Annotated in this window: 33 protein-coding genes; 2 read left to right on the top strand and 31 right to left on the bottom strand. The window is 44.4% G+C overall.

The annotated features are described in order from the left end of the window. Positions 1 to 3: 3 nt before the first annotated feature. The 17 genes from AOC29_RS04020 to fliF form a co-directional block, all read right to left on the bottom strand. Positions 4 to 732 carry a Fic family protein gene (locus tag AOC29_RS04020; protein ID WP_215296741.1) on the bottom strand — a complete coding sequence of 243 codons (729 nt, stop codon included), beginning with the start codon at positions 730 to 732 and terminating at the stop codon, positions 4 to 6. Continuing rightward, positions 725 to 1,228 (bottom strand): DUF4423 domain-containing protein, encoded by a 504-nt coding sequence (locus AOC29_RS04015; protein WP_215296740.1) that lies wholly within the window; start codon positions 1,226 to 1,228, stop codon positions 725 to 727. The genes AOC29_RS04020 and AOC29_RS04015 overlap by 8 nt, the downstream gene beginning before the upstream one ends. A 139-nt stretch (positions 1,229 to 1,367) precedes the next feature. Next, a complete protein-coding gene (fliR, locus tag AOC29_RS04010; RefSeq protein WP_215296739.1) occupies positions 1,368 to 2,144 on the bottom strand; it encodes a flagellar biosynthetic protein FliR in 777 nt (258 codons plus the stop codon). Between the two features lie 18 nt (positions 2,145 to 2,162). Continuing rightward, a complete protein-coding gene (gene fliQ, locus AOC29_RS04005) occupies positions 2,163 to 2,432 on the bottom strand; it encodes a flagellar biosynthesis protein FliQ (RefSeq protein ID WP_088524967.1) in 270 nt (89 codons plus the stop codon). A gap of 75 nt (positions 2,433 to 2,507) precedes the next feature. After that, positions 2,508 to 3,287 carry a flagellar type III secretion system pore protein FliP gene (fliP, locus tag AOC29_RS04000; protein WP_215297340.1) on the bottom strand — a complete coding sequence of 260 codons (780 nt, stop codon included), beginning with the start codon at positions 3,285 to 3,287 and terminating at the stop codon, positions 2,508 to 2,510. Between the two features lie 10 nt (positions 3,288 to 3,297). Next, positions 3,298 to 3,915 (bottom strand): flagellar biosynthetic protein FliO, encoded by a 618-nt coding sequence (fliO, locus tag AOC29_RS03995; RefSeq protein WP_215296738.1) that lies wholly within the window; start codon positions 3,913 to 3,915, stop codon positions 3,298 to 3,300. Between the two features lie 50 nt (positions 3,916 to 3,965). Beyond that, a complete protein-coding gene (gene fliN / locus AOC29_RS03990; protein ID WP_088524969.1) occupies positions 3,966 to 4,316 on the bottom strand; it encodes a flagellar motor switch protein FliN in 351 nt (116 codons plus the stop codon). Then, on the bottom strand, positions 4,303 to 5,322 hold the full coding sequence (gene fliM, locus AOC29_RS03985; RefSeq protein ID WP_215296737.1) for a flagellar motor switch protein FliM: 1,020 nt from the start codon (positions 5,320 to 5,322) through the stop codon (positions 4,303 to 4,305). Before fliM ends, fliN begins: the two co-directional genes overlap by 14 nt. Positions 5,323 to 5,335: 13 nt before the next feature. Next, complete coding sequence (gene fliL / locus AOC29_RS03980) at positions 5,336 to 5,821, bottom strand: flagellar basal body-associated protein FliL (protein ID WP_215296736.1); 486 nt, start codon at positions 5,819 to 5,821, stop codon at positions 5,336 to 5,338. 171 nt (positions 5,822 to 5,992) lie between these two features. After that, positions 5,993 to 6,415: a hypothetical protein gene (locus AOC29_RS03975; protein WP_215296735.1), complete on the bottom strand. Its 423-nt coding sequence runs from the start codon at positions 6,413 to 6,415 to the stop codon at positions 5,993 to 5,995. Positions 6,416 to 6,528: 113 nt separating this feature from the next. After that, positions 6,529 to 6,879 carry a BLUF domain-containing protein gene (locus AOC29_RS03970; protein ID WP_088524973.1) on the bottom strand — a complete coding sequence of 117 codons (351 nt, stop codon included), beginning with the start codon at positions 6,877 to 6,879 and terminating at the stop codon, positions 6,529 to 6,531. Positions 6,880 to 6,884: 5 nt separating this feature from the next. Further along, entirely contained in the window at positions 6,885 to 8,045 is a 1,161-nt protein-coding gene (locus tag AOC29_RS03965; protein ID WP_215296734.1) for a flagellar hook-length control protein FliK, read from the bottom strand. A gap of 11 nt (positions 8,046 to 8,056) precedes the next feature. Then, positions 8,057 to 8,518, bottom strand: coding sequence for a flagellar export protein FliJ (gene fliJ / locus AOC29_RS03960; protein ID WP_215296733.1), 462 nt, complete (start codon positions 8,516 to 8,518; stop codon positions 8,057 to 8,059). Between the two features lie 2 nt (positions 8,519 to 8,520). After that, entirely contained in the window at positions 8,521 to 9,978 is a 1,458-nt protein-coding gene (fliI, locus tag AOC29_RS03955) for a flagellar protein export ATPase FliI (protein WP_215296732.1), read from the bottom strand. Beyond that, a complete protein-coding gene (locus tag AOC29_RS03950; protein ID WP_215296731.1) occupies positions 9,975 to 10,622 on the bottom strand; it encodes a FliH/SctL family protein in 648 nt (215 codons plus the stop codon). The genes fliI and AOC29_RS03950 overlap by 4 nt, the downstream gene beginning before the upstream one ends. A 1-nt stretch (position 10,623) precedes the next feature. After that, positions 10,624 to 11,634 carry a flagellar motor switch protein FliG gene (gene fliG, locus AOC29_RS03945; protein ID WP_088524978.1) on the bottom strand — a complete coding sequence of 337 codons (1,011 nt, stop codon included), beginning with the start codon at positions 11,632 to 11,634 and terminating at the stop codon, positions 10,624 to 10,626. Then, positions 11,634 to 13,256, bottom strand: coding sequence for a flagellar basal-body MS-ring/collar protein FliF (gene fliF / locus AOC29_RS03940; protein WP_215296730.1), 1,623 nt, complete (start codon positions 13,254 to 13,256; stop codon positions 11,634 to 11,636). Before fliF ends, fliG begins: the two co-directional genes overlap by 1 nt. Before the next feature lie 252 nt (positions 13,257 to 13,508). On the opposite strand from fliF, the gene fliE reads away from it, so the two are divergent. Then, on the top strand, positions 13,509 to 13,889 hold the full coding sequence (fliE, locus tag AOC29_RS03935) for a flagellar hook-basal body complex protein FliE (protein WP_215296729.1): 381 nt from the start codon (positions 13,509 to 13,511) through the stop codon (positions 13,887 to 13,889). A gap of 28 nt (positions 13,890 to 13,917) precedes the next feature. Here fliE and AOC29_RS03930 read toward each other — a convergent pair whose 3' ends face one another. The 14 genes from AOC29_RS03930 to AOC29_RS03865 all read right to left on the bottom strand — a co-directional run bounded on the left by AOC29_RS03930 (position 13,918) and on the right by AOC29_RS03865 (position 25,150). Beyond that, on the bottom strand, positions 13,918 to 14,232 hold the full coding sequence (locus AOC29_RS03930) for a hypothetical protein (protein WP_088524981.1): 315 nt from the start codon (positions 14,230 to 14,232) through the stop codon (positions 13,918 to 13,920). Positions 14,233 to 14,326: 94 nt separating this feature from the next. Then, positions 14,327 to 14,593: an EscU/YscU/HrcU family type III secretion system export apparatus switch protein gene (locus AOC29_RS03925; protein ID WP_088524982.1), complete on the bottom strand. Its 267-nt coding sequence runs from the start codon at positions 14,591 to 14,593 to the stop codon at positions 14,327 to 14,329. Continuing rightward, the gene (locus tag AOC29_RS03920) at positions 14,586 to 15,491 is read right to left on the bottom strand and encodes a flagellar hook-length control protein FliK (protein ID WP_215296728.1); all 906 of its coding nucleotides are present in this window, start codon (positions 15,489 to 15,491) and stop codon (positions 14,586 to 14,588) included. Before AOC29_RS03920 ends, AOC29_RS03925 begins: the two co-directional genes overlap by 8 nt. Before the next feature lie 11 nt (positions 15,492 to 15,502). Continuing rightward, positions 15,503 to 15,802: a flagellar protein FliT gene (locus AOC29_RS03915; protein WP_215296727.1), complete on the bottom strand. Its 300-nt coding sequence runs from the start codon at positions 15,800 to 15,802 to the stop codon at positions 15,503 to 15,505. Positions 15,803 to 15,974: 172 nt separating this feature from the next. After that, positions 15,975 to 16,625: a response regulator transcription factor gene (locus tag AOC29_RS03910; protein ID WP_215296726.1), complete on the bottom strand. Its 651-nt coding sequence runs from the start codon at positions 16,623 to 16,625 to the stop codon at positions 15,975 to 15,977. A gap of 78 nt (positions 16,626 to 16,703) precedes the next feature. Then, positions 16,704 to 18,005 carry an EAL and HDOD domain-containing protein gene (locus tag AOC29_RS03905; RefSeq protein ID WP_215296725.1) on the bottom strand — a complete coding sequence of 434 codons (1,302 nt, stop codon included), beginning with the start codon at positions 18,003 to 18,005 and terminating at the stop codon, positions 16,704 to 16,706. A 176-nt stretch (positions 18,006 to 18,181) separates the two neighbouring features. Next, entirely contained in the window at positions 18,182 to 18,568 is a 387-nt protein-coding gene (locus AOC29_RS03900) for a hypothetical protein (protein WP_215296724.1), read from the bottom strand. 183 nt (positions 18,569 to 18,751) lie between these two features. Next, positions 18,752 to 18,958, bottom strand: a complete 207-nt coding sequence (locus tag AOC29_RS03895) for a hypothetical protein (protein WP_088524988.1) — start codon at positions 18,956 to 18,958, stop codon at positions 18,752 to 18,754. Positions 18,959 to 18,983: 25 nt separating this feature from the next. Beyond that, the gene (locus AOC29_RS03890) at positions 18,984 to 19,334 is read right to left on the bottom strand and encodes a hypothetical protein (RefSeq protein WP_088524989.1); all 351 of its coding nucleotides are present in this window, start codon (positions 19,332 to 19,334) and stop codon (positions 18,984 to 18,986) included. Positions 19,335 to 19,403: 69 nt separating this feature from the next. Continuing rightward, on the bottom strand, positions 19,404 to 20,450 hold the full coding sequence (locus AOC29_RS03885; protein ID WP_251370062.1) for a fumarylacetoacetate hydrolase family protein: 1,047 nt from the start codon (positions 20,448 to 20,450) through the stop codon (positions 19,404 to 19,406). 130 nt (positions 20,451 to 20,580) lie between these two features. Then, the gene (locus tag AOC29_RS03880) at positions 20,581 to 22,197 is read right to left on the bottom strand and encodes an EAL and HDOD domain-containing protein (RefSeq protein WP_215296723.1); all 1,617 of its coding nucleotides are present in this window, start codon (positions 22,195 to 22,197) and stop codon (positions 20,581 to 20,583) included. Positions 22,198 to 22,249: 52 nt separating this feature from the next. After that, positions 22,250 to 22,705 (bottom strand): CBS domain-containing protein, encoded by a 456-nt coding sequence (locus AOC29_RS03875; RefSeq protein ID WP_215296722.1) that lies wholly within the window; start codon positions 22,703 to 22,705, stop codon positions 22,250 to 22,252. A 341-nt stretch (positions 22,706 to 23,046) separates the two neighbouring features. Then, the gene (locus AOC29_RS03870) at positions 23,047 to 24,117 is read right to left on the bottom strand and encodes a murein L,D-transpeptidase family protein (RefSeq protein WP_215296721.1); all 1,071 of its coding nucleotides are present in this window, start codon (positions 24,115 to 24,117) and stop codon (positions 23,047 to 23,049) included. Beyond that, complete coding sequence (locus tag AOC29_RS03865; RefSeq protein WP_215296720.1) at positions 24,101 to 25,150, bottom strand: tetratricopeptide repeat protein; 1,050 nt, start codon at positions 25,148 to 25,150, stop codon at positions 24,101 to 24,103. The genes AOC29_RS03870 and AOC29_RS03865 overlap by 17 nt, the downstream gene beginning before the upstream one ends. Before the next feature lie 282 nt (positions 25,151 to 25,432). Here AOC29_RS03865 and AOC29_RS03860 point away from each other — a divergent pair, with 282 nt between their 5' ends. Then, positions 25,433 to 26,251: an SPOR domain-containing protein gene (locus AOC29_RS03860; RefSeq protein ID WP_215296719.1), complete on the top strand. Its 819-nt coding sequence runs from the start codon at positions 25,433 to 25,435 to the stop codon at positions 26,249 to 26,251. Positions 26,252 to 26,256: the final 5 nt, after the last annotated feature.

The following is a 26,256-nucleotide window of genomic DNA, read 5'->3' as shown; positions in this document are numbered from 1 at the left end:
TATCTAGCTTGCAAGCTTATAGTCACGCCGACGTTCGAAAGCTTGGTAACTCTCAGCCACTTGCGGATCCGGATATTGCGCTGAAGAATCTACCCCTGCATTGACCCCATCAAGGCCTGGCAAGATTGATATACATTCCAACCACTTATCTCGGTGAATTTTCTCACCAATGAATGGGCGCAAATATTGATCTAAAGCACCAGAATGGAGATATTCAATTTCACGAGTTAATGCCTCTAGATAAGCAGTCTTGTCAGTAGCAATCCAATCAATCGACATATTCGCACGAAAACATAACTCAGCATGAACAAGGAGCATGGCACGTCCATTGCCATCTAGAAATGGGTGACCAAATGCAAACATGCCCATAATAAATCCTGGCCTTACTGCCATTTGTTGTTTGTCTTGAGCGGATGAAAGCCCCTCCTCAATCGCACGCTGACAATCTTTTGGGTGGCAAAAGTACACCTCACCTTTGCTGATGGACCTATCTGGCAAAAGCGTATTTCGATCTTCACCAGCCCAAGGATAAAGACCTAAAAATAGAATGCGGTGAACCTCCAAAAAATCAGAGTACTCAATTCTTTTGCATTGTGCTAAAAAATCCAAAGCAATTGGTAACTGAGCACGAAATAGTTCGTGCTCCGCAATTTTAATGATTTCTATATCTTTTTCGCCAGCGGTGTTGCGCAGATAACCACGTGAAGCATAATCTCCAAATGGATCAAACACGCTTGAGGTCTTTATGGTGTTTGATTACCAGTGCCACCATATCTTTGGGGGTCATTTTTCCTGAGCGTGTAAGAGCGACTAGTAAATCATCGGTTGCGTCACTCATTACTTCATCGCCGGCTAACTTAGTAACTGAACTCGCCCAACGATCTGCATAGATGGGATTAAATCTAACGCCCTCACTTTTTGCCAAACTCTTGACATACCGAGCAGTTGGCGTCAAACGAGTTCGCTTACTGAGGCGTATGAATTGATCGCGCAAGTTTTTTACTCTCAAAGAAGCACTTGCTAGCAACGCTTCCTTACCCAATTCCAACACCTTAGAAGGCTTAGCGTAAACACCTCGATCTAGCTTTTCAATGAGGCCACTATCAACCAAAGAACGCAGGGCATAAGACACTTGACTAGGGCTGCCAAGAGACTTGGTGTCTAAGCGCAACAAAAGCCCATCTCGACGCGGGCGAAGGGATTGCAAGATGCGGCCTTTAATGTCCATATGGTTATTGTAATTTAGATGTAAATATAAAGCAATATCAATAACTTAAAGACTTACTATATGCCGGTTTATAGATCCATATATTGGGGGGATAGTGTTCAATGCCGCATAAGGCTAGCTATTTTTCCACATCCAAACATCACCTCAACTTCAGCATATTTTTACTCGCCTCAATCCCCTGCTCGATCACGATTTGATAAGGGGCAGCTAGCGTGGGTAGCATCAACATGATTACCAAGAATCCAACCAATAGGGTTAGTGGAAAGCCGATACCAAAAATATTGAGCTGCGGTGATGATCTTGTCAAAATACCTAAAGCTAGGTTAGTGATGAGTAAAGTCGCCACAATGGGTAGTGAGAGTTGCAAAGCGATACTGAATAGCTTAGCGCCCCACAGTGCAATCATCATGCCATCCACCATATGGGCTTGTGCTGTGACGGGGAAGTCATAAAAGCTCTGCAGCAATGCAGAAATCATGATCAAGTGGCCATTCATGCTTAGGAAAACTAAGAGTGCCAAGATACCCATGAGCTGACTAATCACCACGGTTGTGCCGCCTGACTGAGGATCGTAATTGGTTGCAAAACCAAAGCCCATAGTCATACCACTCACCTGCCCGGCAAACTCAATCGCACTAAAGATAATCTGCGCCATAAAACCGATTGCCAAGCCTATGATCAATTGCTCGGCAACAATCAAAACACCACTCAAGGAGAGTAAGTCAATGTCTGGCATTACTGGTGCTGCAGGCGCAATCACCATGGCGAGCAAAATGCCCATAGCCACTTTAATTTGCGGTGAGACTGCTTGATTACCAAAAAACGGTGCAATGGCTACGAAGCCCAGAATCCGCGTGAGCGGTATTAAGATCGTGACAACCCAAGCTTGGATGAGTTCGCTATTGAGCGTCAGCATGGGTAAGAATGAATGGTGTTAGCCCATCAAGAGCGAGAAATTACTAAACATACCCCGCATATAGGTCACTAATACTGAGATCATCCAAGGCCCTGCGATGAGGAGTGTCAGCAAGATACCCAGCAGCTTTGGAATAAAAGACAAAGTCGCTTCGTTAATTTGAGTGGCTGCTTGAAATACCGAAATAATCAAACCGACTAGCAGAGAAACTAAGAGCAAAGGTGCGCCGACCAGTAAGGTGGTCTCCATTGCAAGGCGCCCGATATTCATTACTGATTCTGGTGTCATGACTTTTGTCCTGGTCCTATTATTTATTTTTTCTATTTTTTATCTGTTTGATTATTTAGTTTTTGCTGCCACCACTTAGGATGCAAAGCTAGCTGCTAAGGAGCCTAATAGTAGCTGCCAACCATCTACCAACACGAATAGCATCAGCTTAAAGGGCAAGGAAATAATCGCCGGCGAGACCATCATCATGCCCATGGCCATCAGCACACTGGCGACCACCATATCAATAATCAAAAAAGGAATAAAAATACTAAAGCCAATCTGAAAGCCGGTTTTTAACTCACTAGTCATAAAGCTAGGGACCAAAACACTCATCGGAATATCTTCAGGTGAGGCGACTTTCTTGCCAGACATATTTAAGAATAAAGCCAGATCGGTTTCGCGGGTTTGTTTGAGCATGAACTCTCTAATCGGGACTGAACCTTTTTCTAAAGCCTGCTGCATCGTAATCTTGTTTTCATTGAGCGGCTGATACGCCTCGTTATAGACTCGATCAAACACCGGGCCCATCACAAAGAAGGTTAAGAATAGCGCTAAGCCTAATAAGATTTGGTTTGGTGGGGTTGCTTGCGCACCAATCGCCTGACGCAAGAGTGAAAGCACAATAATGATGCGGGTAAAGCTGGTCATCATTAATAAAACGGTTGGCAAAAAAGATAAAGAGGTCAGCAGAATCAGAGTCTGCAGACTCAAGCTGTAGTTTTGACTGCCACCAGGTCCAGCGGAGCTGGATAAAACATTCAATGATGAATTATTCGCTGCATAACTGGGAATCGTGTAGAAAATACAAGCCAAGGCAAAGCCCAAGCACAGCGCCCAAAATACAGTCTTGGCATTGAGATGGATGGGCTTCATTTCATTAAGATCATTCATTGCCATCACCTACTTTGAGGACCTTGCGTAAAAAACGCTTCACATTTTCTTTATGAAACTTGGCAGAATTGGTTTGAGGTTTAAAACTACTTTGCATATTGCGCGGCTCTTCTTGAAACTTAGACGAAGGAGGTGACTGCTCTTCATCAAATTCAGATCTGAATTGAAAACGGGGCTCGGGTTGGCGTTGCTCACGACCACCCTGCTTAGCAGTTGGTGTTGACTCATCTTCATAGAATGGCGCTTCATCGTAGCCATCACTAAAGTCAAGATCTGCCATCTTAAAGTTGGCCAAGCTATTGACTTGACCTGAAGCCACGCCAACAACCACCCAATTGCCACCAATTTCAACGACTACCACACGCTCACGCGGACCGACACTCACGCCACCGACAATTTTGGCAACCGATTGATTGCCAATCTTGGCATGATTAAGTTTTTTCATCGCCCACGCTAAACCAGCGATTAAGGCTAATACCAATAACAAACCCAGAATCACACGAAATGGTCCACCGTCAGACTCTGGAACACGAGTAACCTGAGCTAGCGCTACTTCAGCAAAGAAGAAGCTTGCGAGTATTGCCCAGTTGCGAGTTTTCAAGATGGTCATCGTGCTGTTTTCTGGCTTATAGGGCTTGTATGGTTTGATGATTAATTGATTTATTTATTAAGCTTGCGAATACGCTCAATTGGGGTAATGATTTCAGTCAGGCGAATACCAAACTTTTCATTAATCACGACCACTTCGCCTTTAGCAATCATCGTGCCATTGACGAGGATATCCATCAAATCGCCAGAGGCAGCATCTAATTCAACAATAGAGCCCTGTGTGAGTTGCAAAAGTGACTTAATTGGAATTTTGGTGCGGCCGATTTCTACCGAGAATTGAACCGGAATATCTTTAATGAATTCCAAATCCTTTTCCTGTGGCAGGGACTTGTCGGCCCCTTCCAACTCGTTAAACACTTCGGCACCCGTTTGATTGCCGGATTCAATTTCATTTGCCATCATTGGCTCCTTTAATATATTCAGATGCGTCAGGTTTCAAGAGTTTTTCAACTCGCAATGCGTATTGATTGTTATAAATGCCATAACGGCAAGATAAGACAGGCACGTTATCTACCGTTACCGGTATTTCTGCTGAATAAGGGAAGGGAATCACGTCGCCGCTCTTTAAGGCAATGATTTCTTCCATCAGCATGGTTTTATTGCCTAAATTAGCAACCACCTCTACTTCAACTGCTTCTACTTGTTGAAGTAAGGTCTCTTCCCAAACATGATCATGCTCAGCAACCATGCCCTGAGTCTGGGATGTCAGAATATCCATGATTGGCTCGAGCATCATATAGGGGATGCATAAGTCAATCTCGTAGCTGGCTTCACCAATCACCAGTGTAAATGTAGTGGTTGACATCAATTCACTTGCCATAGCGATATTCACAAATGACAAATTCATTTCTGAGCTCACGTGATCACATTCGATCTCGTAGGCCGGGGCCCATGCTTCTTGATATGAAGCAAAGAAAGTCTTTAATAAGGTACCCACAATCCGCATCTCAGTAGCCGTGAACTCGCGACCCTCGATGGACACTGGGAAACGGGCTCCGCCACCAAAAAGATTGTCAACGGTGTACAACACCAAATTGGGATCGATGATCAACAAACCAGTACCACGCAGTGGTTTGAGTTTGATCAAATTAATATTGCTTGGTTGACTATGTTTGGATAGTAGCTCACCATACTTACAGGTTGTTGTTGCTGAGGTCTTTACTTCTATTAGCGTGCCAAATAAGTTAGAGGCGGTAATTCTCAGCAAACGAATAAAACGTTCATGAACCGTTTCAATCGTGGGCATACGGCCACGAACTAGGCGCTCTTGGGTGCCTAAATTAAAAGTCTTCGCTGGTGCACCCTGCAGGCTTTGTTCCTGCATTTGAGCATTTTTTTGCTCTTCAGTGAGCTCAACGTCTTTTAACAGCTCGTCAAGTTCACCTTCGGTGAGATTCTCATCTGCCATGATGGGCTCTTACTTACTGAATAATAAAAGAAGTAAAATAGACGCCAGTGATCTTTTGCTCTGTCTCACTGCCGCTAAATGGTTTTTGAAGTTGCTCAATAATTTCAGTCATCAAGGCATTCTTACCTTCAACTGAAGTGATTTCTGAAGCTTTTTTATTGGTGAGAATTAACAAAATACGACTTCTCAACTCTGGCATACGCGCTTTCAAACTGGCGCTCATCTCTTCAGAAGGCACTTGTAAGTTCAAAGTAGTTTGTAGGTATTGTTGCGGCTCTGTACTCTCAGGGCGCAAGTTCACTGTGAACACTTCCAAAGGTACAAAAATCTGGAGTTCTGGAACCTTTGGCTTGGAGGATTCTGCCGACTTAGAATCGGCTCTCATGACCAAGAAATAGTAAGCCGCCCCGCCACCGATGGCCAATGCGAGCACCACACCTAGGATGATGAATAACATCTTTTTAGATTTGGGCTTAACCGGTTGTTCGTTCTCTGCCATTTACCGCTCCATTGTGAAAATTATTCCTTATTATCAATGGAATTGATGACACTAGATACTTAGAAAAGAGGGAGAAACACCCCTTATAAAAGCGTTTAGAGGCTATTTTTGAAGCTTCTTAAGAGGATTACTGGAGACTAAATTCCCTTAAAAGGGAGTATTCAGTGAAACTTAGGCCGAAGTAATGAAACTAGCCCCTGGGAAAGCAGTAGGCTGAGCTTGATAAGGGTGACGTGGCATCATTTGACCAGCAGAAGCAGCCATACCAGCTAACGCAGACATCTCATTTTTAGGAGCACTCGAAGTTTGCGAGCTCAGTAAACCATGTAATAAAGTACTGGCTGCTGCATCACCCAATTTAGAAATACCCAAAGAGGCGCCAGGCATGGCAACGGAGGCAACTGCTAAACCACCCGATAGTGTTTTACCTAAAAAGCTACCTAATCCATCCATAAAACTGGATGAAGGCTCGCCCACAGAAGATTTGCTATTTGTGGGTGCGCCATGAAATTCAGCGGAAACCCCTTTAGCTAGAAAGCCGGAGTTCAGTGAATTACCAAAAGAGCTAGGTAGGTTGCCTAAATTAGTCATCATCTTATTTTAGGGGGATGGGCAGGATTCAAATCGGAGAATAAAGGGGGTTTTTGCCCTCAATTCTGAATTTTGGGCAGGCTCTAGACGGATGTTTTGACTATTCATGACCAGTTTCAAAGTTTGTCCTGCCACTGAATCGGCGAGCCAACATGCTCATATTCCTCAGTCTGAGGGTTATAAAAAGTCATTGCCCAACTAGGATACTCACGGGTGCTAATTTCACCCTCCTGGATCACGCTTACTAGGGTGTGACGAGAATCTTGCTCAATTTTGCCAAAAAGTCCTTTCACAGCCAACTCCTCACCTTCGAGGACTTCCATGAAATTACCATCCTTAAATACCAACATACCAGTGATACCCACCTTGGTATTTTCACTGCTCATCACAAAAGCCATATCCAGAAACTTTTCTCGAGTAAAAGTCTCTGTAGCAGAGCTGACGTAGATGAGTTGATAAATAGCCATAAAAATTAGACGAATACGCTAACAGTGCCATCGTACTGCATCGGCAGGCCCTGAGCTTTGCTACCCTTGGGTGCTTGATCATTGAGCACTTGGCTCAAAGCATTTTGATGTTCTGATGAAAGGTCAAAATTGGCGCCAGACTCGACCTGAGAAGCTAGAGCGCTCGCTTGACTCTCTTCATAACTAAGCCCAGAGCGGACATCCGCCTGCTCCAAAACGAGATCTGCTTGACTCATCGAGCTACGCAAATGCTCTAAGCCGTCTTGCAAGGCTTGGCGTACATCGGCATTGTTCGATACAAAAGTCGCATTCACCTGATGATCTTTAACGGTAATCACAATTTTTAGAAGTCCAAGATTGTCAGGATTGAGATTTAAAACAGCTAAATGCATATTAGCACCAACCATCAAAATCATTCTCTGTGAGATCTCCTCGCTCCACTGTAAAGAACCAAACTGGGCATGCACTTGACCATGCACCGTATTGGCTTGAATAGGTGCATTACCAAACTCTGATTCACCACCAGTATCCGCTTGACTGCCTTGCCCCTGATTTTCTGATGCAGAGATTCCCATGGCAGTAATCGCCTCGGTTGCTAGATTTGTACTCTTTTTAGCTGCCAACTGATCTTTCTCTGGCATCTCAAACGTCGCATTTTTGGATAGCGCTTGGGTGGGACCTTGGCGTCTAGCCTGCGCTTGCAGAATCTCAGCATCAGTATTCAACCCCGGCTCTCTCGAAATCACCCGCATATTTTTGGCTTGCGCTTGCATTTCAGCTAGCTTGGCAAAAGGGAACTCATTACGAGGCTGCGTACTCTGAGGATTTTGCGCTGTGCTTGTCTGCACAGAATGGATCTCGCCTGCCTTAGCAATGTTGATAAAGGCATCGGCTTGCCTACTCACAGCAGCCCTCACCTCTTCCTGGTGAGGATTGTCTTTAGCTTGTAATTTGCTAGCCTGCACGACATTAGGTGAAAGTAATTGCGCGGTATTCACCGTGTTTTTAGCATCCAGATCTTGAAATACTTTGACTTGAGAAGAAAGCAATTGACTAAAGATGGGCAAAGTCGCTGCACCCGCTTTGGCATTAGACGATCCGCCAGCCTCCTGCCCAACACTATTGTTGAGCAAGGATTGGGTTTGCGCTTTGAGGTCAATATTCATGGCGATCTTTTTTATGCACCAGAGTGATTGGCCGATAAAAAGCGGCGTTGATTGCTACTGAACTCATCCATTTGCTTCTGCTCGCGCCTATTCGCTAACTTTTGCATCTGCAATTGATTTCTTTCAATGATGACTTCGTATGATCTTTTTTTAGCCTGACATTTTTGCCAGTACGCTAAATGGTGTTTGACGATTTCTTCGTATTGATGAATAGCACCGCCCTGACTAACGATGGCCTGATCCAAATTCTTCAAGAAGAGCATGTAATTTTGCAGATCAGTAGCGCTAACCCCTTCAAGTGATAAAGCATTACGCTGAGCGATATATTCATCGCGATAGGTTTGCAAGCGAGTTTCTTGTTCACGTGCCTGCGCAACATCACGATTCGCTTTAGCTAATCTTTCGGCTGCCTTATCCAGATTTCGCTTAGAAAGCTCTAAGAGGGTATTCATGCCATTCAAAGTATTCGCCATGCTTAGCCTTGCTGCGTAATAATCTGATTAAGCTGTTCAATACTTTCTTGGGTGTTGCACTGTGTCGCAAAATCTTGCTGCAAGAAGCTTTCAATCATTATGCGTTTCTGAATCGCTTCATCCAAAACGGCATCCGCTCCAGGTACATAAGCACCCACATTGATCAGATCTTGATTACGACTATATTTCGAGCTGAGCTGTTTGAGCTTACGAGCCGATTGTTGATGTTGTGTATCCACAATACTATGCATGACGCGACTAATCGACTGCTCAATATCAATGGCTGGATAGTGCCCTGCTTCGGCTAAAGTTCTATCCAAGACAATATGGCCATCTAAAATCGCTCGTGCTGAATCGGCAATCGGATCTTGTTGGTCATCACCTTCTGTCAAGACAGTATAAAAAGCAGTAATCGAACCACCACCAACATCACTATTGCCAGCACGCTCAACCAGCTTAGGGAGTTTTGCAAATACCGAAGGCGGATAACCCTTAGTTGCAGGCGGCTCACCGAGAGCCAAAGCGATTTCACGTTGCGCCATGGCAAAGCGGGTTAATGAATCCATGATCAGCAATACATGTTTACCTTGACTACGGAAATGTTCTGCAATCGTGGCTGAATAATTTGCGCCTTGCAAACGCATGAGGGGTGAAGCGTCCGCAGGCGCTGCAATCACCACGGAGCGTGCCAAACCAACCTCACCCAAAATATGCTCAATGAATTCTTTTACTTCGCGGCCACGCTCACCAATCAAGCCGACGACGATGACATCAGCATCGGTATAGCGGGCCATCATGCCAAGCAGCACACTTTTACCAACGCCGGAGCCTGCAAATAGGCCCATCCGCTGACCACGTCCTACTGTCAGCAGACTATTAATTGCCTTCACACCAACATCTAAAATAGTGTCAATCGGAGCACGCTTTAAAGGATTAATCGGCTCTGACTGCAAAGGAGCAAAATGATCCGCCTGTAGAGGGCCTAAGCCATCTAAAGGCACGCCTGCGGCATCAAGTACACGACCCAAGAGATGATCGCCCACTGGCAAGCGGGTTACACGAGTTTCACTCTGATTAGAATCGTCATTGAGATCAAAGGGCTTATGAAATTGTGAAGTACGCACTGGCATAGACTTCAAGATCACTTTAGCGGATGGAGCAATACCTTCGATATTGCTTTGAGGCATCAAAAATAAGCGTCCATGATCAAAGCCAACGACTTCGGCTTCAACCTGCTGTCCATCACCCATTGGAATCACGCAAACACTACCAATCGGTAAAAATATGCCGCCCGCTTCAATCACTAAACCAGTCACCTTCGTGACACGTCCAGCCACTTCAACATTATCGACAGTCGATACTGCGCTAGAGCAATGACGTAAATAATTACTGAGAAGCCCATCTAGATTCAGGTGAGGATGATCACTGCCGATTGAATCTAAGGGGTTCGCGATGCTCATGATTTCTCCACCAGCCAATCATGGTTCTGACCTAAGGCATCACAAATTAAGCGCCAGCGATTTTCATGCGTAGCATCTACGGTGTTGCCTGATGTTTCAATGATGCAAGCGCCACGCTCAATCCGAATATCTTCTTCTATCTGCCAATTACTTAATTCAGCTTGCAAGTATTTCTGCACAATCTGTACATCTTCAGGGTTTAACTTGAGATGGAGTGGTCCTTCGCTATCAATCAGGCTATTGGTAGCTTGTCGCAATATGGGTAAGATGGCTTCTTGATTAATCTTGAGATGCTCTTTGAGCATTGCTTTAGCAATATCTAGAGATAAAGCTAATACATCTTCACACAAGACCTTACTTTTCTCTTTGGCGGTATTCGAAAATCCATTCATCAGATTCTTCAAATCGGCTTGTTCAACTGCCAATTTTTCATTCGCCATATTCATACCGGCTTCGTGACCGCTTTTCATGCCACGGTCATAGCCATCCAAATAGGCTTTATCCAAAATCTCCTTGATTTTCTCAGGAGAAAAACTCATCGATTGAGCAGGACTAGGTTCGGGCTTAACAGCCGGCTTAGTTGGGATCAGATCAGTAAAAAAGGATTCGCCTATTGCTTTAGGCCAGGCGCGAGAAGTTTCCATATTAGAGGTAATCCTCACCGCCTCCGGCACCTGGCAACATCACTGAGCCATCTTCGATCAAGCCCCTGACAACAATCAGAATTTCTTTTTGCTGTGCTTCCACTTCAGAAAGTTTGACAGGGCCTTTGTTTTCTAAGTCGTCGCGCATCATATCAGCTGCACGAGATGACATATTCTTGAAGATCTTTTCACGCAACTCAGCACTAGCGCCTTTGAGAGCAGTTACCAAGGCATCAGATTGAACGTCACGCAAGATGGTCTGAATACCACGATCATCAATGTTGATGATGTCGTCAAAGGTAAACATTTCATCATTAATCTTTTCTGCAATTTCAATATCGTATTCTTTAATACGATCCATCAGCACTTGCTGTGGAGCTTGGCCAATATAGTTCATGATATCTGCAGCCGCACGAATGCCACCAATTTGTTTTTTAGTGGAAGTCTGAGCTCCACTCAATAAACGGGCCAGTACCACATTTAACTCTTTGAGTGCTTGTGGTTTCACTTCTTCCAAAGTAGCAATACGCAACATCGTATCTTTGCGTAAATCCTCATTAAATAAAGTCAGAATTTGAGAAGCCTGCTCAGGCTCAAGATGCACCAAAATCGTGGCAATAATTTGAGGATGCTCATAACGGATAAGATCAGCGACAGCTGTTGCATCCATCCACTTGAGGTTATCAATACCCTCTGAATCTTTATTTTCTAGAATGCGCTCAAATAGACCTGAGGCAGTTTCTTGCCCCAATGCCTGGGTTAAGACATTGCGGGTAAACGAATCGGTGTCAATATTAAGAGAGGCACCTTCACCAGCATAGCTAAAAAAATCCCGTAGCGTATCAGCTACCGTAGCCTGCTCAACCCTGCGTAGGGTAGTCATGACGGCACTCAACTTTTGCACATCTCGTGGAGAGACGTGCTTCATCACCTGTGATGCGCCCTCTTCGCCGAGAGCTAACATCAAAATAGCAGCTTTAAGAACGCTACTTTCGTTTGGATTTGTTGCCATTAGCTATTTCCTACCCAACCCGCAACCACATCAGCTACTACTTTTGGATTTTCCTTAGCCAAAGCTTGAATGGTCTTGAGGTCTTTTTGATATGGCGTCAATTTTGGTATGGGTCTGCCATTTTCGTCAAGACTATCATCAAGCGTAGTCGGGGCCTCATCTGGCGCCAATAAATTGGCTAGCATCGGTTTAATTGCTTTGCGATACATAATGAATAGCACGATTAAGCCGACCAGAATTTGACCAATATTTTTGGCCATTTCGATATACACAGGATCTTTCCAGACAGGTAATTCAGATACATCAGCCTCTTTAGCAGGGGTAAATGGGGTGTTCACCACGCTTAAAGTATCGCCTCTCGTTTCATTAAAGCCCATTGCTTGTTTGGCCAAATCGATAATCTGCTGCTTTTCAGCATCATTTAAAGGGCGTGTAGTAGGCTTGCCTTCAGCATCAACATCAGCCTTGTTATTAACAACGATACCTACTGATAAACGCTTCACCCCGCCCATGGATTTTTGGGTAAACGAGATCGTTTTATCAATTTCATAATTCGTAATCGAATTTCTTTGCGTGCTCATCGGATTTTGAGCAGCAGCATTATTGGCTCCGGCGCCGGCACCAGCAGCAGCGCCGCCAGGAGCTGCATTATTAGTGGTGTTCAGAGGAGCAGTTGCATTTGCGGGAGGCTGATTACTTAAAGCACCTGGTACGCCACCATTGGTCGATCCTGAAGGCACAATCGATTCATTAGTCTGCAAGCTACGTATAACGGCAACCTCAGGCTTTTGATTTGGCTTGTAAATTTCATTAGCCTCTTCGGTATTTGAAAAATCAATTTCGACATTCGCCTCAGCCCGCACATTTTTCTCGCCCACAATCGGAGTAATAATCGCTTGTACTCGCGACACAATATTTTTTTGCAAGTCTTCAACATATTTGAGTTGGTTTGCATCTAGAGTTTTTGAACCACCCTTTTTGGCATCAGAAAGCAAGCTACCAGTCTGATCAACGATATCAACGCTAGCTAGACTTAAATTTGGGACGCTACTAGAAATTAAATGGGCTATTGCACTGACCTGATTTTGGTCTAGGGTACGACCTTGCATTAACTTCACTAAAACGGATGCCGTTGGTTTTTGGGCATCACGCACGAACACGGACGTTTTAGGGATGGCTAAATGGACTCGAGCACCCTCAACCCCAGAGATGGATTGAATACTACGCTCTAATTCACCCTCTAAGGCACGTTGAAAGTTGACCTGTTCTACAAATTGAGAAACTCCAAACTTTTGGTTTTCCAGAAGCTCAAAGCCAACATTGCCGCCTCTAGGCAAACCCATAGCTGCTAGTTTCAAACGGGTCTGGTACACCAATTCGGCTGGCACCAGAATGGAAGAGCCACCATCCGCTAATTTATAAGGAATGTTTTGCTGTTCTAAAACAGACACGATGGCACCGCCATCTTTATCGTTGAAATTAGAGAACACGACCTTATATTTAGGTCCCTGACTCCAGATCCAAAAGACGGCCATGATTGCAATCACCGCAGCAATACCCGCGGACAGCAGCACTTTTTTACTAGTGCCCTGCAAATTTAAGCGCGCTAACAAGCTTTCCATAACAATTTTCCCGACCTACTAGTGATATGAAAAGGCAGATTGAAGATCATTCTGGAAACTGATAAGATCTGTTTTTTGCATGATTTGTCCAATACGCCCTAAATAAATATGATGTTTAGACGTCATTATGAATAGGGAAATTTCATTTCAATTGAAGGAATAAGGCCTTTTTTTCCTTCTTATTGCCAAAACTGCCGCCATTCTTTACTGCTACATTACTTCCATTGAAAAGTTTCAGTGAGGAGTTCCATCATGAGTGTCGGCGCTATTGATTCAGGGCGTATTCAAGCAATGTTGGCCCAATTAAAGGCTGCGTCTTCTGCCGCCCCTGCAAACCTGGCTGCCCCAATTCAGGGCCTAGATAGTATTAAGGGTATTAACAACGGGGATGGCCCAAAGTCTGCCCCATCGATTGATTTTGCTACCGCACTGAGGTCATCTCTTGATCAAGTAAACCAAAGCCAAACTAAGGCAGTTGAGCTAGGTAAAAACTTTGCTCTCGGTGACGATAGCGTCAATCTCTCCGATGTCATGGTAGCAACACAAAAGGCCAGTCTGTCATTTCAAGCAACTGTTCAGGTTCGTAATAAGCTCGTTTCCGCCTATCACGACATCATGAATATGCAGGTGTAATACCCTGTCACCAGTGTAATAGTGACAATTAGCTCGTTATCTTTTGTTGGGTAGCCTCAGTCAACTCAGCACGCGAGTAATGAGAACCCACAACATCACCGACTAGATAGACGATCACATCCACTGCAAAGTTTCGTAACTGCGCTCTGCTGGTAAAGGTTTTGCCCATCGAGAATAATGCCAATACCTCTTTAGGGTTTACTGATCTCAGCTTGGGATGTAGCGAATTGCACATCTCCATCATATGCACTAGGGCTTCTCCGGCATTTGCATTTTGCATAAAATGGGCGTTATAAGCAGCGCTCATTTGCAAAATTAGGGTGCTCTCAATGGATACAGACATATTCTCAATTCATGCAATATAGGTTTGAAACTCAATGACTATGCTGACTACTGATATTTTAGCAATCCATTGCATTACTCTATCAGGTAATTCCCTAAGCCTGCTTTTCGAGCTGATATAGCCACGCCAGAATTTCTGCTACCGCCTGATATAAAGCCGGCGGTATATTCTCATCAAGATCGACCTGCATGAGCAAGCCCACCAGATCCTTTGATTCATGAATATAAATCTGATGTTCTTTCGCCTTGGCAATGATTTGCTCGGCCACTAAGCCCTTCCCGCTTGCCAATACCTTAGGGGCAAATTCACCATGCTCATAAGTCAAAGCTACCGCCTGCTGTAGATTCTTAGCCTTATCCATGTGCGATGACCTCCATCGCTTTAAGCTCCTGACCATTAGCATTAAAGGTATTCTTGAGATCTGATAATTCTTGTTTGAAGAGATTTTCAGTCTGCGACTTCTCTGCTTGAAGTTGCACACTTAAGGCCTTATCCCGCAAGGTCAGACGAGCCTGCACTTTACCTAAGTTGGGTAAATCTAACTCAATCACACTCACAATGGTTTGAGCGACACCTTCCTCTGAGACCGTTCGGGGTGACTGCTCTTCCTCATAAGTCAATTGCCAATCCATTGGCTGCCCTGGCCAAATATTGCCGCTCCAGCGAATCGTCTGATTCTCCAAAGCATCTAACTGTTTATTCACAACTTGTGACGCATTGAAGTTAGGGCGATTTTGAGGCTCTTTCATCAATGCATTTAAAGGCCACTTCCCTTTAGCAAAATTCGCCAGATGGGATTCATAAAAGAGCCCGCTCATGATGATGGCGTTTTGTAATTGGGCTGCCGTGAGTTGCGAGTTCAGGGGGCTTTGCATTAAAGGGGGCAGCAAACTCTCTACCTTCGAAAGCTGCCCTTGTAACTGAGCTTCTTCTTGCAATTGTGTAATCAGCAAGCTAGTGCCGCTCAAAATCACATTCTCAAAAGCAGATTGATTAGCACCAGTACTTAATAATAGAAAGGTAGGGTTTGGATCGCTGCCGAGAAAGCGAAAATGCAGTACATCCCCTACTACAAAATTACTGCCCAGCTTCATGCCGAATACTTGTTCACCAATTTGTACCTCAGCCGTTCCAGTAGGATCAAAAGAAACAATTTTTCCGACGTACTCTAGACCTACCTTGAGGGCAGGCTGGCTAGACTGCCCGATTGCCGTTGGCGCGATTGCTGGATTGATACCACCAATCGGATTGATAGCCATGAATGATCTACTTATTTCTTGAAAGACTGGCCATTCATGATGTCAGTCAAGCGCAACATCCACGGCTGCATTAAATCCATAATTTCTTTGTCGTTAGATAAGATAGTTTTAAGGCAAGCAATTTTTCGCTCAAGAGCTTCAGGAGTAAGCGGAGCTTGCTCACCGTGCACCGGAATTTGATGAATATAGCCCTGACACAAAATCTCTAATTTACCGTAGCCATCCCAATCTTTTTGACGAGCAGCTTGCAACATCTGCTGACTGATTTCAGTCACAGCTTCATAGAGGGAGAGCATATCGCTATTGGGCATTAAATTTTTGACTTGTAAAAGCGATTGCGATGATCGTAAGAAAACCTTGTTTATCCAATATAGATACTACAAAACTTTGAGTCTAGACAATTCCAATATAAGACCTGTAAAAGCGGTTTAACTAGATTAATTAGGGACACCAATAGCAACTTTTATACTGCAAAGACCCGAATTAAGCCAATAAATTGTTTTTAATTGCGTAATGCACTAATTCTGCATTCGTTTTCATACCCATCTTTTTCAGCGTACGAGTGCGGTACATGCTGACCGTTTTCGGCGAAAGGCTGAGCTTTTCAGCAATTGCATTAACGGTCAATCCAGTAGCCACCATCATCATAAATTGATGCTCGCGGTCAGATAGACATTGATGCGGGTCTGCAGCAGTTTGGGCATCCCCAAAGCGTTCCGCTAAAATTTCTGCAACGACAGGGCTGATATATTTTGCACCGGTTGCGACGCGACGAATCGCTAAGACTAACTCCTGAGTGGGTTCACTCTTCGTGATATAGCCCAAGGCACCCGCAGATAAAACCCGAGCCGCATACTGAGAAGGTGGATGCATTGAGAGCACCAGAATCGGTAGCTTTTGATTATTGCGACGAATCGATTTAATGACCTCAATACCATTGCGGTCCTGCAAATCAATATCGAGCACCAAACAATCCAATTCTAGATTATCGGCTAATTTAATAGCCTCTTTGCCTGACTTAGCCTCGGCCACAACCACGATACCAGGATGTGTATTGAGCACCTGGACTAGACCCTCACGAATGATTGCATGATCATCTGCAAGGGCAATACGTAGGTGCTTCATTAATGTCATAAAGGCCGTCTCAATTTAGTTTTATGACATTCTAACGAAATCTACAGAATTGCCGAAAATGACAAAATTACCAGTACATCAGCCCTTCACCGCACTCATCTGCCGATCAAGCTCATTAGTCCAATGGATTGCCTGAAGCTGCAAATCCGTGAGAGATTGTGCTGAAATTCCCAAGTGACTCCTAGAGGCTTCCATGCGACCAAAGTCAGCTGCCTCAATCGCATCCGTTAAGACGAGTAATTGACCCAAAATACCTTCATGATGCAAGAGAGCGTTTTGTAAATGCTCAGCTAGGTGAATATGCTTGAGCACTTCTTCCAAAGTTTGACCGGTGACCTTGTGCGCCAAAGAAAGGAGGCCCACTACAAAAGCCTGATCACTTAATCCTGGCTGAGTAATATCTTCATGCTGTGAGAGTAGTTCAATTAAACGGGCACGGTTCACGACACGACGCTGGAGTTCTGAAGTAGCGGCATTCCCTGCTTCTGTGTAGATGAGGAGCAACATCCACTGCAATAGTTGCTTTTGGCCCAAGGTAACCAAAGCCTGACGTACCGAACTAATTTGTAAATGCCCTGCTACACCAACAGAATTGACTAAGCGAAACAGTCCCAATGTGAGATCGGGGTTGGCCTTAAACAGAGGCTCTAAAGTCGCAATGCCCTCATCCTTAAATAGGAGTCCGACAATTTTCATTAGGCTGACTTGCAATGCTTGCGGTTTTTTACTGCGCATCACTAGAGGCTGGGAAAAATAAGGTCCGCTAAATAAACTAAAACCCTGTGCCTTACAAGCTGCTAAATCTTCACCAGTCTTAACTAGTGTTGCCCAAAAAATCGGGTTTGCTAATTGACGAACCCGGCTCATCAAATCAGCAGTATTTTCAGGTGAAGTGTTTTGTAGGTTTACCTTAACAATGTCAATCAAAGGCAAAATAGCGTCGATATTCTCTACTACGCCCTTTGCTGGAGTTGCATCGCTCAAGCTAGTATCTACAAGCGCAATCCGAAATCCAGCAGTTTTTAGGTCTTGTAAGCGCTTGAGCATTTCTGCATTGAGAGAAACGTCTGGCAAGATTTCTAAAATGATGCGCTGCGCAGGCAGAATCTCCAGGGTATTACTCTTGAGTAACTTCTCAGTGACATGAATAAAACCATCGGCTGAACCGAGCACGCCTTCTAAACCAAAGTGGCTCATCGAATTGACAATCACTTGGGTACTTGTTGCTAAATCATCAGGTCGCCCTTCATCTACGCTTTCACGGGAACGGAAAAGCATTTCATAGGCCATCACCCTGCCCGAGCTATCAAACACGGAATTGCGCGCAAGAAAGATTTCGGAGGTGCTTAAATCCACAGAAGACTCAGTAGTCGCAATCATATGATCCTTGTTGAAAGGTGCCCCAGCCAGCTAATGGACGGACTTTGGCTATCCTGATAAATAAGCTACCAATGTAGAGGAAAGAGGGGATTTTCAATTCGAAGAATAAGGCCACTTTTTCGGGCTTATTCTCAAGATTCCAGGTTTAACCTGAAACTGAGCCTGATAATTGGCTATTAAACCTTGATATTGACCAGGGTGCCTGTACCGGAGGCAGCCATTAACTGAACTGGCAAAGGTGCTTTTTGAGCACCAGGCATCTTTTCACTATTGTGATACGGGTCAACTTGGCCCGATTTTCTGTACTCATCAAGAGCCAAAGAGGCTGACTTAATTTCATCCGTACGGCTTGACTTGATGGAGTTATCGATCTTTTCAAACAGAGCATCTGGACTAACGCCACCGCCAACACCACGCAACTCAATCAAAGCCTGTTGAGCAGCAACTACATCACCATTGCGCAAAGCAGCAGCCAACGCGCCCAAGTACCCTTGGCGTGCTTGTGATTCGCTGGCTGATGAATAACTAGAAACAGCAGCCGAAGGTGTTATTTGCATATTCATATAACCTCCTCTAACCTTGCTATCCTTTCAAATCGTGCAATGAAACCTTAAAATCCAACCCGAGCCTACATAACTTACAAGCCCTCACCATCTTTTACGACCCATAAACTCAAAACTTAAGCTCAATGACTAGAAATTTCTAATTATTATGGCTAATGTTTCTTAAGATATTGATTTAATTGATTATTTATTATTATCTAGAGCGGCAATTTGGGCTGCAATATCCATCGATTCTTGGCTAGCTTGCAAAATAGCCTGGATTTTCTTCTTAATGGGATCAGAGCCCGATTCACCAAGAGAGTGCATTAATAACTCAGCATTTAAGCGAATAGCAAGCAATGGCTGACCCAAATCATGCAACAGAGTCTCTATTTCGGTTCTTTGATCCATTGCGTATCTATTTTTGACGGCAAAACTAGTTACAGGTCTTTTTATTGCCCTGCACAACGCAATTGCTGCCGTTGGAATAAATGGTGCGATTGCCGTTCGTCACAGAACTTCCGCCAGGGGAATAGTAGGTGGTAGTGCCGACCTGGGTTTGAGTAGAGCCGTTTGGACCATTCATTACGGTCACGGGCTGGTTGCTATTGGGAGCTCCAGGTACATTACCAGCGTCATAGGGCACCACAACATAGTTGTTATTGTTACCGTAGCCGTTGTTACCGTTATTGCCATGCCCAATATCTCGTCCCCCACCCTCTCTTTGGGCATAGGCGGATGAAGAAATCATGAGAGCAGCGAGGATGATGAATGGCTTGTGCTTCATTAGCTTTTTTCCCTTTTAAGCTTTTGATACCCTATGACTCTATCCTACTCTTGAATCTAGCTATAGTCCCTAGCCCAAAGTAAATTTGAGCTCTCCCAACTTTTCTACAACGCTGGTGACCACATCGCCCTTTTTCAACCAAACTTGCTGATCCTTGGGCATATTGGCGATCACGCCCTGTGGGGTACCGGTGAAAATAATATCGCCAGGTTCGAGCGTCCAGTAAGTACTGATATAGGCGAGCAATCTTTGAACATTATGAATAAAGTCAGAAGTATTCGAGTTCTGTCGCATCTCACCATTCACAAAGGTCTGAATTTGCAACTGATTGGGATCGCCCACTAAATCAGCGGTCACAAAGTTTGGCCCGATAGGCGCATATTGATCTAAGGTTTTACCAATCATCCATTGACCACCAGGAAGATCGAGTTGCAAATCGCGTGAGGTGAAATCATTTGCAGTGCAATAGCCAGCAACATAATTGAGCGCTTCTGATTCAGGGATATTGCGCCCTTTTTTGCCCACTACTACAAGGAGCTCTGTTTCATAGTCAAGCTTATAAGAAACATCGGGTGCAGGAATCTCTAATACAGAATTATGAGCAGCTAAGCTATTGTCATACTTATTAAACAAGGCTGGAACCGCTGGCTTAGCGACACCCACCTCTTCTGCATGCTGACGGTAATTAATGCCAACACAAATAATTTTGCCTGGATTCTTGAAAAGTCTGCCATAGCGAATTTTCGATTCCGACAAATAAGGCACGCCAGACTTTTCTGCGCCAGCAACCACCTTATTAAACGCGGTGGCGTTACCCTCTTGTAGCAATTGATCCAGAGTGTATGGAGCCGCGATATTGAGTTTCTTCGCAACAGCACGAACGTCAATCACTCCTTTCGTACTAATGACTCCCATAGTCTCTGTACCATCACTATTCTTAATGGATAGGATCTTGGCATTTTTGACCATGATGTGAGGACCACTATAGGCCTCTTGCTCTTTGGTAAATTTAAATCTACGCGCAGCAGCATCCGAAGAAAAACCTAGAGTTGAGGCGGCCACAATACCCATTCCAGACAGGGAAAAGGTCTTAATAAAGCGGCGACGTGCGCTCATGATTGCTCCAGCGTGGTGATTGAGTTAGATAGTTTAACGGCTAAATAAGCCACTAATTGAGTCACTATAAGCTCATCACGCATTTAACAACTCAGCTAATAAGCAGGTTAAAACTCCGTTATTAACTGAATTACTCTTCCTCTGTCACTTCGGCTTGCTCCCAAACGTCCTCATCTGGAGCCAACTGGGTTTGCGCAACGAAGGTTTTAATAGCCAACAGAGAATCTTGAGCAACATCATCCAAAGTCAATGACCCCAGTTCACCAGCGCATAGCTGCTGACATTTTTCTAAGTTACCAATCTCAGCAGCCTCAGCCAGGGTGAGTAATTTACCTAAAACGCCACTGCGATCTGCAATCGCATCGACAACGACTCCAGGCAAATTGAATTTAGACAAGATCTCTCGACTAGACTCATCAAAGAGGTTATCAATTAAGGATAATCCGCCAACCAAGAAAGCCAAATCACTCGAGCCCAATCCAGCCCCAGCTGGCAATTTAGCCGATGCTAATTCCATAAAGAATGCTCTGACGCAAACCAATTGTAGTAAGGGGGTAGATTCCAAAGAAACTTTAGCCTTGCTATCTGCATAGAGCAAGAGTTGAGTCCAACGGGTAATCCGCTTAACTCCAGAAATCACTGCAGCGTCTCGAACATTTTCTGGCTTTGCACGCTTCCTGCCAGCATCGACTTCTGCGATCACCATTAAGTGTTTTGCCACTACTGGATTGATCTCAATTTCATCAACCAGCTCGTGGAGTTCAGGCGACGAAAGCAGCAAAGTCAGTAGCTTTAATATCTTGCGGTAGTCATCACCACGATGTAAGGACAGATCTGGATCAGGCTTAATGAAATAGAAGCCCTCATAAGCATCAAAACCCAAGTCGCGAGCCTTATGAAAATCTTCAGGAGTTTCTACATGTGTTGCAATCATCTGCATCACAGCACCATCACTACCGGCTTTTGCGCCTTTTTTCGCAGGCGACTTGGTATCTCTTGGTAAAGGCGTGGCTTTACATAATTCGATCAAGCTGGCTGCATTCTCTACCTGGTGAATATCAAGCTTGACATAGCGAAACTTCGGCAAGATATCTTCGAGACCATCAAATACTTCTGTCAAACCCGTCAGCACAAACTTGTAACCGATGTTCGACATCTTCTCGAGCTTTTCCAGAATCTCAGGCACCTTAGGCGCATCTGGATCATCGGGATTTTTGGCATCCTTCTTACTATCTTTCACAGTTTCATCCGGAGGGGCTTCAGTTTTAATCGCCTCCAAGATCTCAGCCAAATCAATTTGTAAAGGAAACTTCATGGCAGGAATGCCGCGCAACTCATCTCCTAATTGATGGGGATGAATTTTGATAAAACCCAGATGCAAGCCAAGTGACTGAGCCACACCCTTAGTCTTGAGTGCGTAGAGCATTTCACTAAGAGTGACTTCTTTGACTTCATTACCCTCATCATCCCGTAAATTAGCATCTGTAATTTCATCAGGATAAGTGACTTCTGCCTTCGGATCTGCTGCTAGGCGTTTAGCAATTTGCGCCAACACCTCATTACGTTCATTGACCCGCTTTGCCTTCAGAGTAGTTCCCGGGCGAAAAAAAAGTTCATACCCAATGATCGCTTGATCGCGATCGATGATAGGTTCACGTCCTAAGTATGAATTTTCAGGCGCAACTTTTTCAGGTCCCTTAGGAGCCTGTACGGGAGCGGACTGCGTTTTTTTACCAAATAGTGCCATTTATTTTCTTACTAAGAAGATTTCCTTTTGAATGAATACGATTTTAAAAAAGTTATGAATCATTTTTTTTAGAGCTATCCCACTCTTTTATATAACGCTCTAAAAATTGAATCTGACCTGTTCTGTGTTCCAAAGTATCTTTCACCACATCTCCAACAGAAATCACACCTCTGACTTTGCCCTCATCCACTACAGGCAAGTGGCGAATTCTTTTGGAAATCATGATTTGCATGCAGTCTCGCAAATCATCTTCATAAGCTACTGAGATGGGGTTTGGGGTCATGACCGCTTTGACTAATACTTCTTTGGCACTCAAACCTGGAAGCAGCACTTTAATAGCGCAATCACCCTGGGAAACAATTCCTACTAATTGATCGGAATCAATCACCAATACGGAGCGCACTAAATTATCGCGCATCAGCTCTAATACTTTGACAACATAGTCAGAGGAACTCACTGAAATCAGTGTATTCGATTTGTTGGCTAAACAGTTTTTTACCATTGGCATACGACGCTTATCCTTTTATATCTTCAGAGCAATATCAGCGCCGGAAAATCCAGCTAGCAACATACATTGGTCATTCATCGATTCTATCCAAGCCATAGGCTGATCCAAACAAAAACAAAAGTCATGCCAACTTATGCGTATATCCTATCCTGATTGGCCTGTTTTTTGTGCAATCCTAGGGAAAATCCTAAAAAAAGGGGCTTAAATCGGGTTCTGTAACTTAGGAAGAAAGGCAAAGAAGCTCAAAACCAGCCCCAAATGTCTCAAGCAAAGTGTTTGCTTAGTTCAAAAACTGGCGCTTTAAATGCCAATGCCGGAGGGGCTGGCTCATAGCCCAGGAATTAGGTGCGGCTCTTAAACTTCAAGTTCCAGCCATTACCGTTTTTATCCCAATACTCTCGGTAGACTGCAGAGCCTTCGCCCTGACCAATCGGCTGGTCAATCACCAAGGTGGATGTCGACTCAGTAGCGTAGATAGCCTCGGGTGGACGAACAATTTTCTTTTTAAGACCCTCTGATCGATATGCGGCAATTTCATTGCTAACCTTAGTGGCGCGTGCACTCCAATCAGCTTTCTTGAGCCATTGAACGGAGGGCACTACGGTTACATTAATTTGGCGCTTGCTCGCTAACTCAATAATTTCTCGAACATCATCGTTAGCAAAAGCGAGACAACCATCAGAGGCTTTAGGAGCCCTGCTGTAAGTATCTTTAGGTACACCGTGCAACCAAATTCCAGAGCCACTAATATCCAACTTCTTATCAAGTGCATTCGGGAAACTTAACTCCAATGCTCCAGCGCCAAAAATAGATCTCAATTGTTGCTTCGGAATTTGCATGGTGACGGAGTACACACCCAGAGGTGATTTAAGATCTCCCTCTTTTTGTTTACCCACGCCTAACTTTCCAATAGTGACGTAATAATCTTTTTCCCAGACTGGGTCGCCGTCTTTATTGCGCAAGAGATAGGCGCGAGAGAGTGATGCATCAACCAAAATGACATCTGCATTTTTAGGCATCTTTAAGACTTGAGCTGGGCGTAGATCAGTTAAATTGGGAATGACTGAGTTTCTTAACTGCAATTCGGACAATAGATTCTGTGGCGCTTCCCCATCACGCACTTCACTCTTGGACTTATTCGCAATAGCTCCGCCAGTCAGCGCAGTTAACAATTCAGCGCGCATAAATGTTGCTAAACGGAAATTGGGGTGTTCGACTTCAGACTTATTTAAGATGTCCATGGCTTTATCTAGATTGCCATTGCGCACCAATTCATGCGTAGCCTGCCGAACTGTAGTGTCCCCATTGGCCAAACTAACAACGGGAGTTATACAGATGCAAGCAATCAATAAAAGCTTACAACGCAATTTCAGCGCTCCGCTATCGAGAGGTGAGTTATTTATTGAATTCACGCGCAATTAACCAAGTGCCCTTGTCATTAACCCATTCCAAAAGCTTCACAGAGTTCGTATTGACGTTTGCAGAGTTGTACTTCTGCCTGAAGGTTACAACAATTTTGCCCTTTGATTTAACGACTTTCATAATGCTGATTTCAACATTAATCGCACCCGGCTTGGCAACCCTCTGCTTCCTCTGCTCCAACCAATCTGTATAAGACAATCCCTTATCAGGCGAGAAACTTGGTGAGTAAAAAGCCAAATAAGACTTGACGTTTTTGCTCGACCACGCCTTGACCCAATTTTCCATATTGGCAGTGATCACTTCAAGCTCTTGAGGAGTTGGCGCCGCATCTTTCTCAGCTACCGCAACTTGGGCTGGAGTCTCTACCACTGGGGTGGCTACAGGACTAGTCTTGGGTGCCTGAGCGCTCGGGGCAGCAGTTGGTGCTGGGGCAGCTGCCTTTGGGGCTTGTGCCACTATTACAGGCTTATCGACTAAATCAGAGCCATTACCAGCAGCAGCTAAGAGCACGGGTGGGGGAGCTGAATTCTTTTCATTGAGCGCTTTTGCATAGGCCTCTGCTGCCTGTGCTGAATAAATTTTGCGCAAACTTCTGAAAGCTGGAGAGGCAGTATTTAAGGCTTTTTCTAAAACCTTCCTTGCCTGGTCTTTTTTATCCATTCCCCATAAGGCAACTGCATAGTTATTAGCCACGAGGAGATTAGAGCTATCCTTTGAATAGAAAGGCTCTAAGAGATTAGCAGCCTCTTGCCACTGACCCAACATTAATAAAGCAGAAGCTTTGGTATTGGCATAGTCAATGGGCGATAGATCTTTTTTGAGTGACTCGGCCTGGGCAAGCGCCGCTTTGGAGTCCCCTTTTAATAAGAGATCTTCTATTCCTTGGGATGACACATAAGCAGACGCAGGGCTAATACTAATCAATGACAGTAATAAAGCACCGTAGAGGCATTGCAATAGTTTGTGCGATAGGCACAACTTTCTAGCTCTCAAGGGATGGACTGCAGTAAAAATGGATGGCATTAGGAAAAAGGGGCATTAAATCCAATCGATTTTAGCATTTTCATAGAAATTATCAATGCTGATAGCCCTTTAGAGCATTTATAGCCCAATTGCCCCCTTTAAAAAGCTTGATCAAAATAACTCCTAAAAAGGGTTTTATACCTATTTTTTACCCATTTTTTGTGAGCATTTATCTGTCTTTTCAAAAGACTTCAAGTCAAGCATCATGAACTGACAACTACATTAAAATAGCCTTGATCGGCAATCTCGCAATACGACCCAGCTTCTAAGGCCCACAAACCCGTGAAATACCTCCTCGCGCTTCTCCTTTTATCCACGCAACTGGTTTTTGCTCAAAATATAGAGGGCGACAAGCAAGGCGTTATCGGGATCCGCTACACCAAAAATGCGGAGGGGATGATTGTGGTTAAGCATGTCGAGGACAAGTCCCCGGCTTCTCAGGCAGGCATTCAGGTCAATGACATCATGATTAGCATCGATGGATCACCCCTTAAAGGGATGGATCCAGCCAATATTAAAAATGTGCTACGTGGCAAAGTTGGTAGCACTGCTGAAATCAAGTTGGAAAATTCTCAAACCAAGACCGAATACTCCGTTAGCGTAGTGCGTAAGGTAGTGCATTTTGGGACCAGCGAGACCCCTAAAGACTCTGCAAAGAGCAACCCTCAGGCTGAGATCAAAAATACTGATAAAACTGAACCAGCTCCAAAAGCAGCAGCACCTAAAGTCAATGTCAAGCCTGCTGAGAAAGCACCAGCAATATCCAGCCCACCGGCGGTAGCTGCAGCACCAGCGCAAACTCCTTCTAATGTCGCCCCAGAGAAAGCCTCTGCAAATACTGCAAGTGGTGACTCAAAATACTATATTCAAACAGGTGCTTTTTTTACCAAAGAAATTGCCAACGATCAGGTGACTGCATTTAATCAAAAAGGCTACACCAGCTTTGTTGATCCCGCGAAAATTAATGGCAGCAATATCTATCGCGTTCGAATTGGACCCTTAGCAACACAACAAAGTGCAGAAGCGCTATCCAAAAAATTGGCCAGCCAAGGCATTACAAACTCCATCATTGAAGCCTCACAAGCAAGCTCTAAGAACTAATCGAG

This window comes from Polynucleobacter sp. JS-JIR-5-A7 (assembly GCF_018687935.1).
Taxonomy (GTDB): domain Bacteria; phylum Pseudomonadota; class Gammaproteobacteria; order Burkholderiales; family Burkholderiaceae; genus Polynucleobacter.
This window is presented reverse-complemented; position numbering and strand designations above follow the sequence as displayed.

Coding starts and splice junctions, on each gene's coding strand:
- fliE (WP_215296729.1), top strand. CDS start 13,509: ATGAGTGTCGGCGCTATTGATTCAGGGCGTATTCAAGCAATGTTGGCC.
- AOC29_RS03865 (WP_215296720.1), bottom strand. CDS start 25,150: ATGCCATCCATTTTTACTGCAGTCCATCCCTTGAGAGCTAGAAAGTTG.
- AOC29_RS03885 (WP_251370062.1), bottom strand. CDS start 20,450: ATGAGCGCACGTCGCCGCTTTATTAAGACCTTTTCCCTGTCTGGAATG.
- AOC29_RS04015 (WP_215296740.1), bottom strand. CDS start 1,228: ATGGACATTAAAGGCCGCATCTTGCAATCCCTTCGCCCGCGTCGAGAT.
- fliR (WP_215296739.1), bottom strand. CDS start 2,144: ATGCTGACGCTCAATAGCGAACTCATCCAAGCTTGGGTTGTCACGATC.
- fliP (WP_215297340.1), bottom strand. CDS start 3,287: ATGAAGCCCATCCATCTCAATGCCAAGACTGTATTTTGGGCGCTGTGC.
- fliN (WP_088524969.1), bottom strand. CDS start 4,316: ATGATGGCAAATGAAATTGAATCCGGCAATCAAACGGGTGCCGAAGTG.
- fliI (WP_215296732.1), bottom strand. CDS start 9,978: ATGAGCATCGCGAACCCCTTAGATTCAATCGGCAGTGATCATCCTCAC.
- AOC29_RS03965 (WP_215296734.1), bottom strand. CDS start 8,045: ATGAATATTGACCTCAAAGCGCAAACCCAATCCTTGCTCAACAATAGT.
- fliQ (WP_088524967.1), bottom strand. CDS start 2,432: ATGACACCAGAATCAGTAATGAATATCGGGCGCCTTGCAATGGAGACC.
- AOC29_RS03920 (WP_215296728.1), bottom strand. CDS start 15,491: ATGGCTATCAATCCGATTGGTGGTATCAATCCAGCAATCGCGCCAACG.
- fliM (WP_215296737.1), bottom strand. CDS start 5,322: ATGGCAGATGAGAATCTCACCGAAGGTGAACTTGACGAGCTGTTAAAA.
- fliL (WP_215296736.1), bottom strand. CDS start 5,821: ATGGCAGAGAACGAACAACCGGTTAAGCCCAAATCTAAAAAGATGTTA.
- fliF (WP_215296730.1), bottom strand. CDS start 13,256: ATGGAAAGCTTGTTAGCGCGCTTAAATTTGCAGGGCACTAGTAAAAAA.
- AOC29_RS03895 (WP_088524988.1), bottom strand. CDS start 18,958: ATGGATCAAAGAACCGAAATAGAGACTCTGTTGCATGATTTGGGTCAG.
- fliJ (WP_215296733.1), bottom strand. CDS start 8,518: ATGGCGAATACTTTGAATGGCATGAATACCCTCTTAGAGCTTTCTAAG.
- AOC29_RS03930 (WP_088524981.1), bottom strand. CDS start 14,232: ATGTCTGTATCCATTGAGAGCACCCTAATTTTGCAAATGAGCGCTGCT.
- AOC29_RS03890 (WP_088524989.1), bottom strand. CDS start 19,334: ATGAAGCACAAGCCATTCATCATCCTCGCTGCTCTCATGATTTCTTCA.
- AOC29_RS03970 (WP_088524973.1), bottom strand. CDS start 6,879: ATGGCTATTTATCAACTCATCTACGTCAGCTCTGCTACAGAGACTTTT.
- AOC29_RS03910 (WP_215296726.1), bottom strand. CDS start 16,625: ATGACATTAATGAAGCACCTACGTATTGCCCTTGCAGATGATCATGCA.
- AOC29_RS03915 (WP_215296727.1), bottom strand. CDS start 15,802: ATGCCCAATAGCGATATGCTCTCCCTCTATGAAGCTGTGACTGAAATC.
- AOC29_RS03925 (WP_088524982.1), bottom strand. CDS start 14,593: ATGGATAAGGCTAAGAATCTACAGCAGGCGGTAGCTTTGACTTATGAG.
- AOC29_RS03875 (WP_215296722.1), bottom strand. CDS start 22,705: ATGCCAATGGTAAAAAACTGTTTAGCCAACAAATCGAATACACTGATT.
- AOC29_RS03975 (WP_215296735.1), bottom strand. CDS start 6,415: ATGATGACTAATTTAGGCAACCTACCTAGCTCTTTTGGTAATTCACTG.
- AOC29_RS03905 (WP_215296725.1), bottom strand. CDS start 18,005: ATGATTGCGACTACTGAGTCTTCTGTGGATTTAAGCACCTCCGAAATC.
- fliG (WP_088524978.1), bottom strand. CDS start 11,634: ATGGCAACAAATCCAAACGAAAGTAGCGTTCTTAAAGCTGCTATTTTG.
- AOC29_RS03880 (WP_215296723.1), bottom strand. CDS start 22,197: ATGGCACTATTTGGTAAAAAAACGCAGTCCGCTCCCGTACAGGCTCCT.
- AOC29_RS03950 (WP_215296731.1), bottom strand. CDS start 10,622: ATGGAAACTTCTCGCGCCTGGCCTAAAGCAATAGGCGAATCCTTTTTT.
- fliO (WP_215296738.1), bottom strand. CDS start 3,915: ATGACCATCTTGAAAACTCGCAACTGGGCAATACTCGCAAGCTTCTTC.
- AOC29_RS03900 (WP_215296724.1), bottom strand. CDS start 18,568: ATGAATATGCAAATAACACCTTCGGCTGCTGTTTCTAGTTATTCATCA.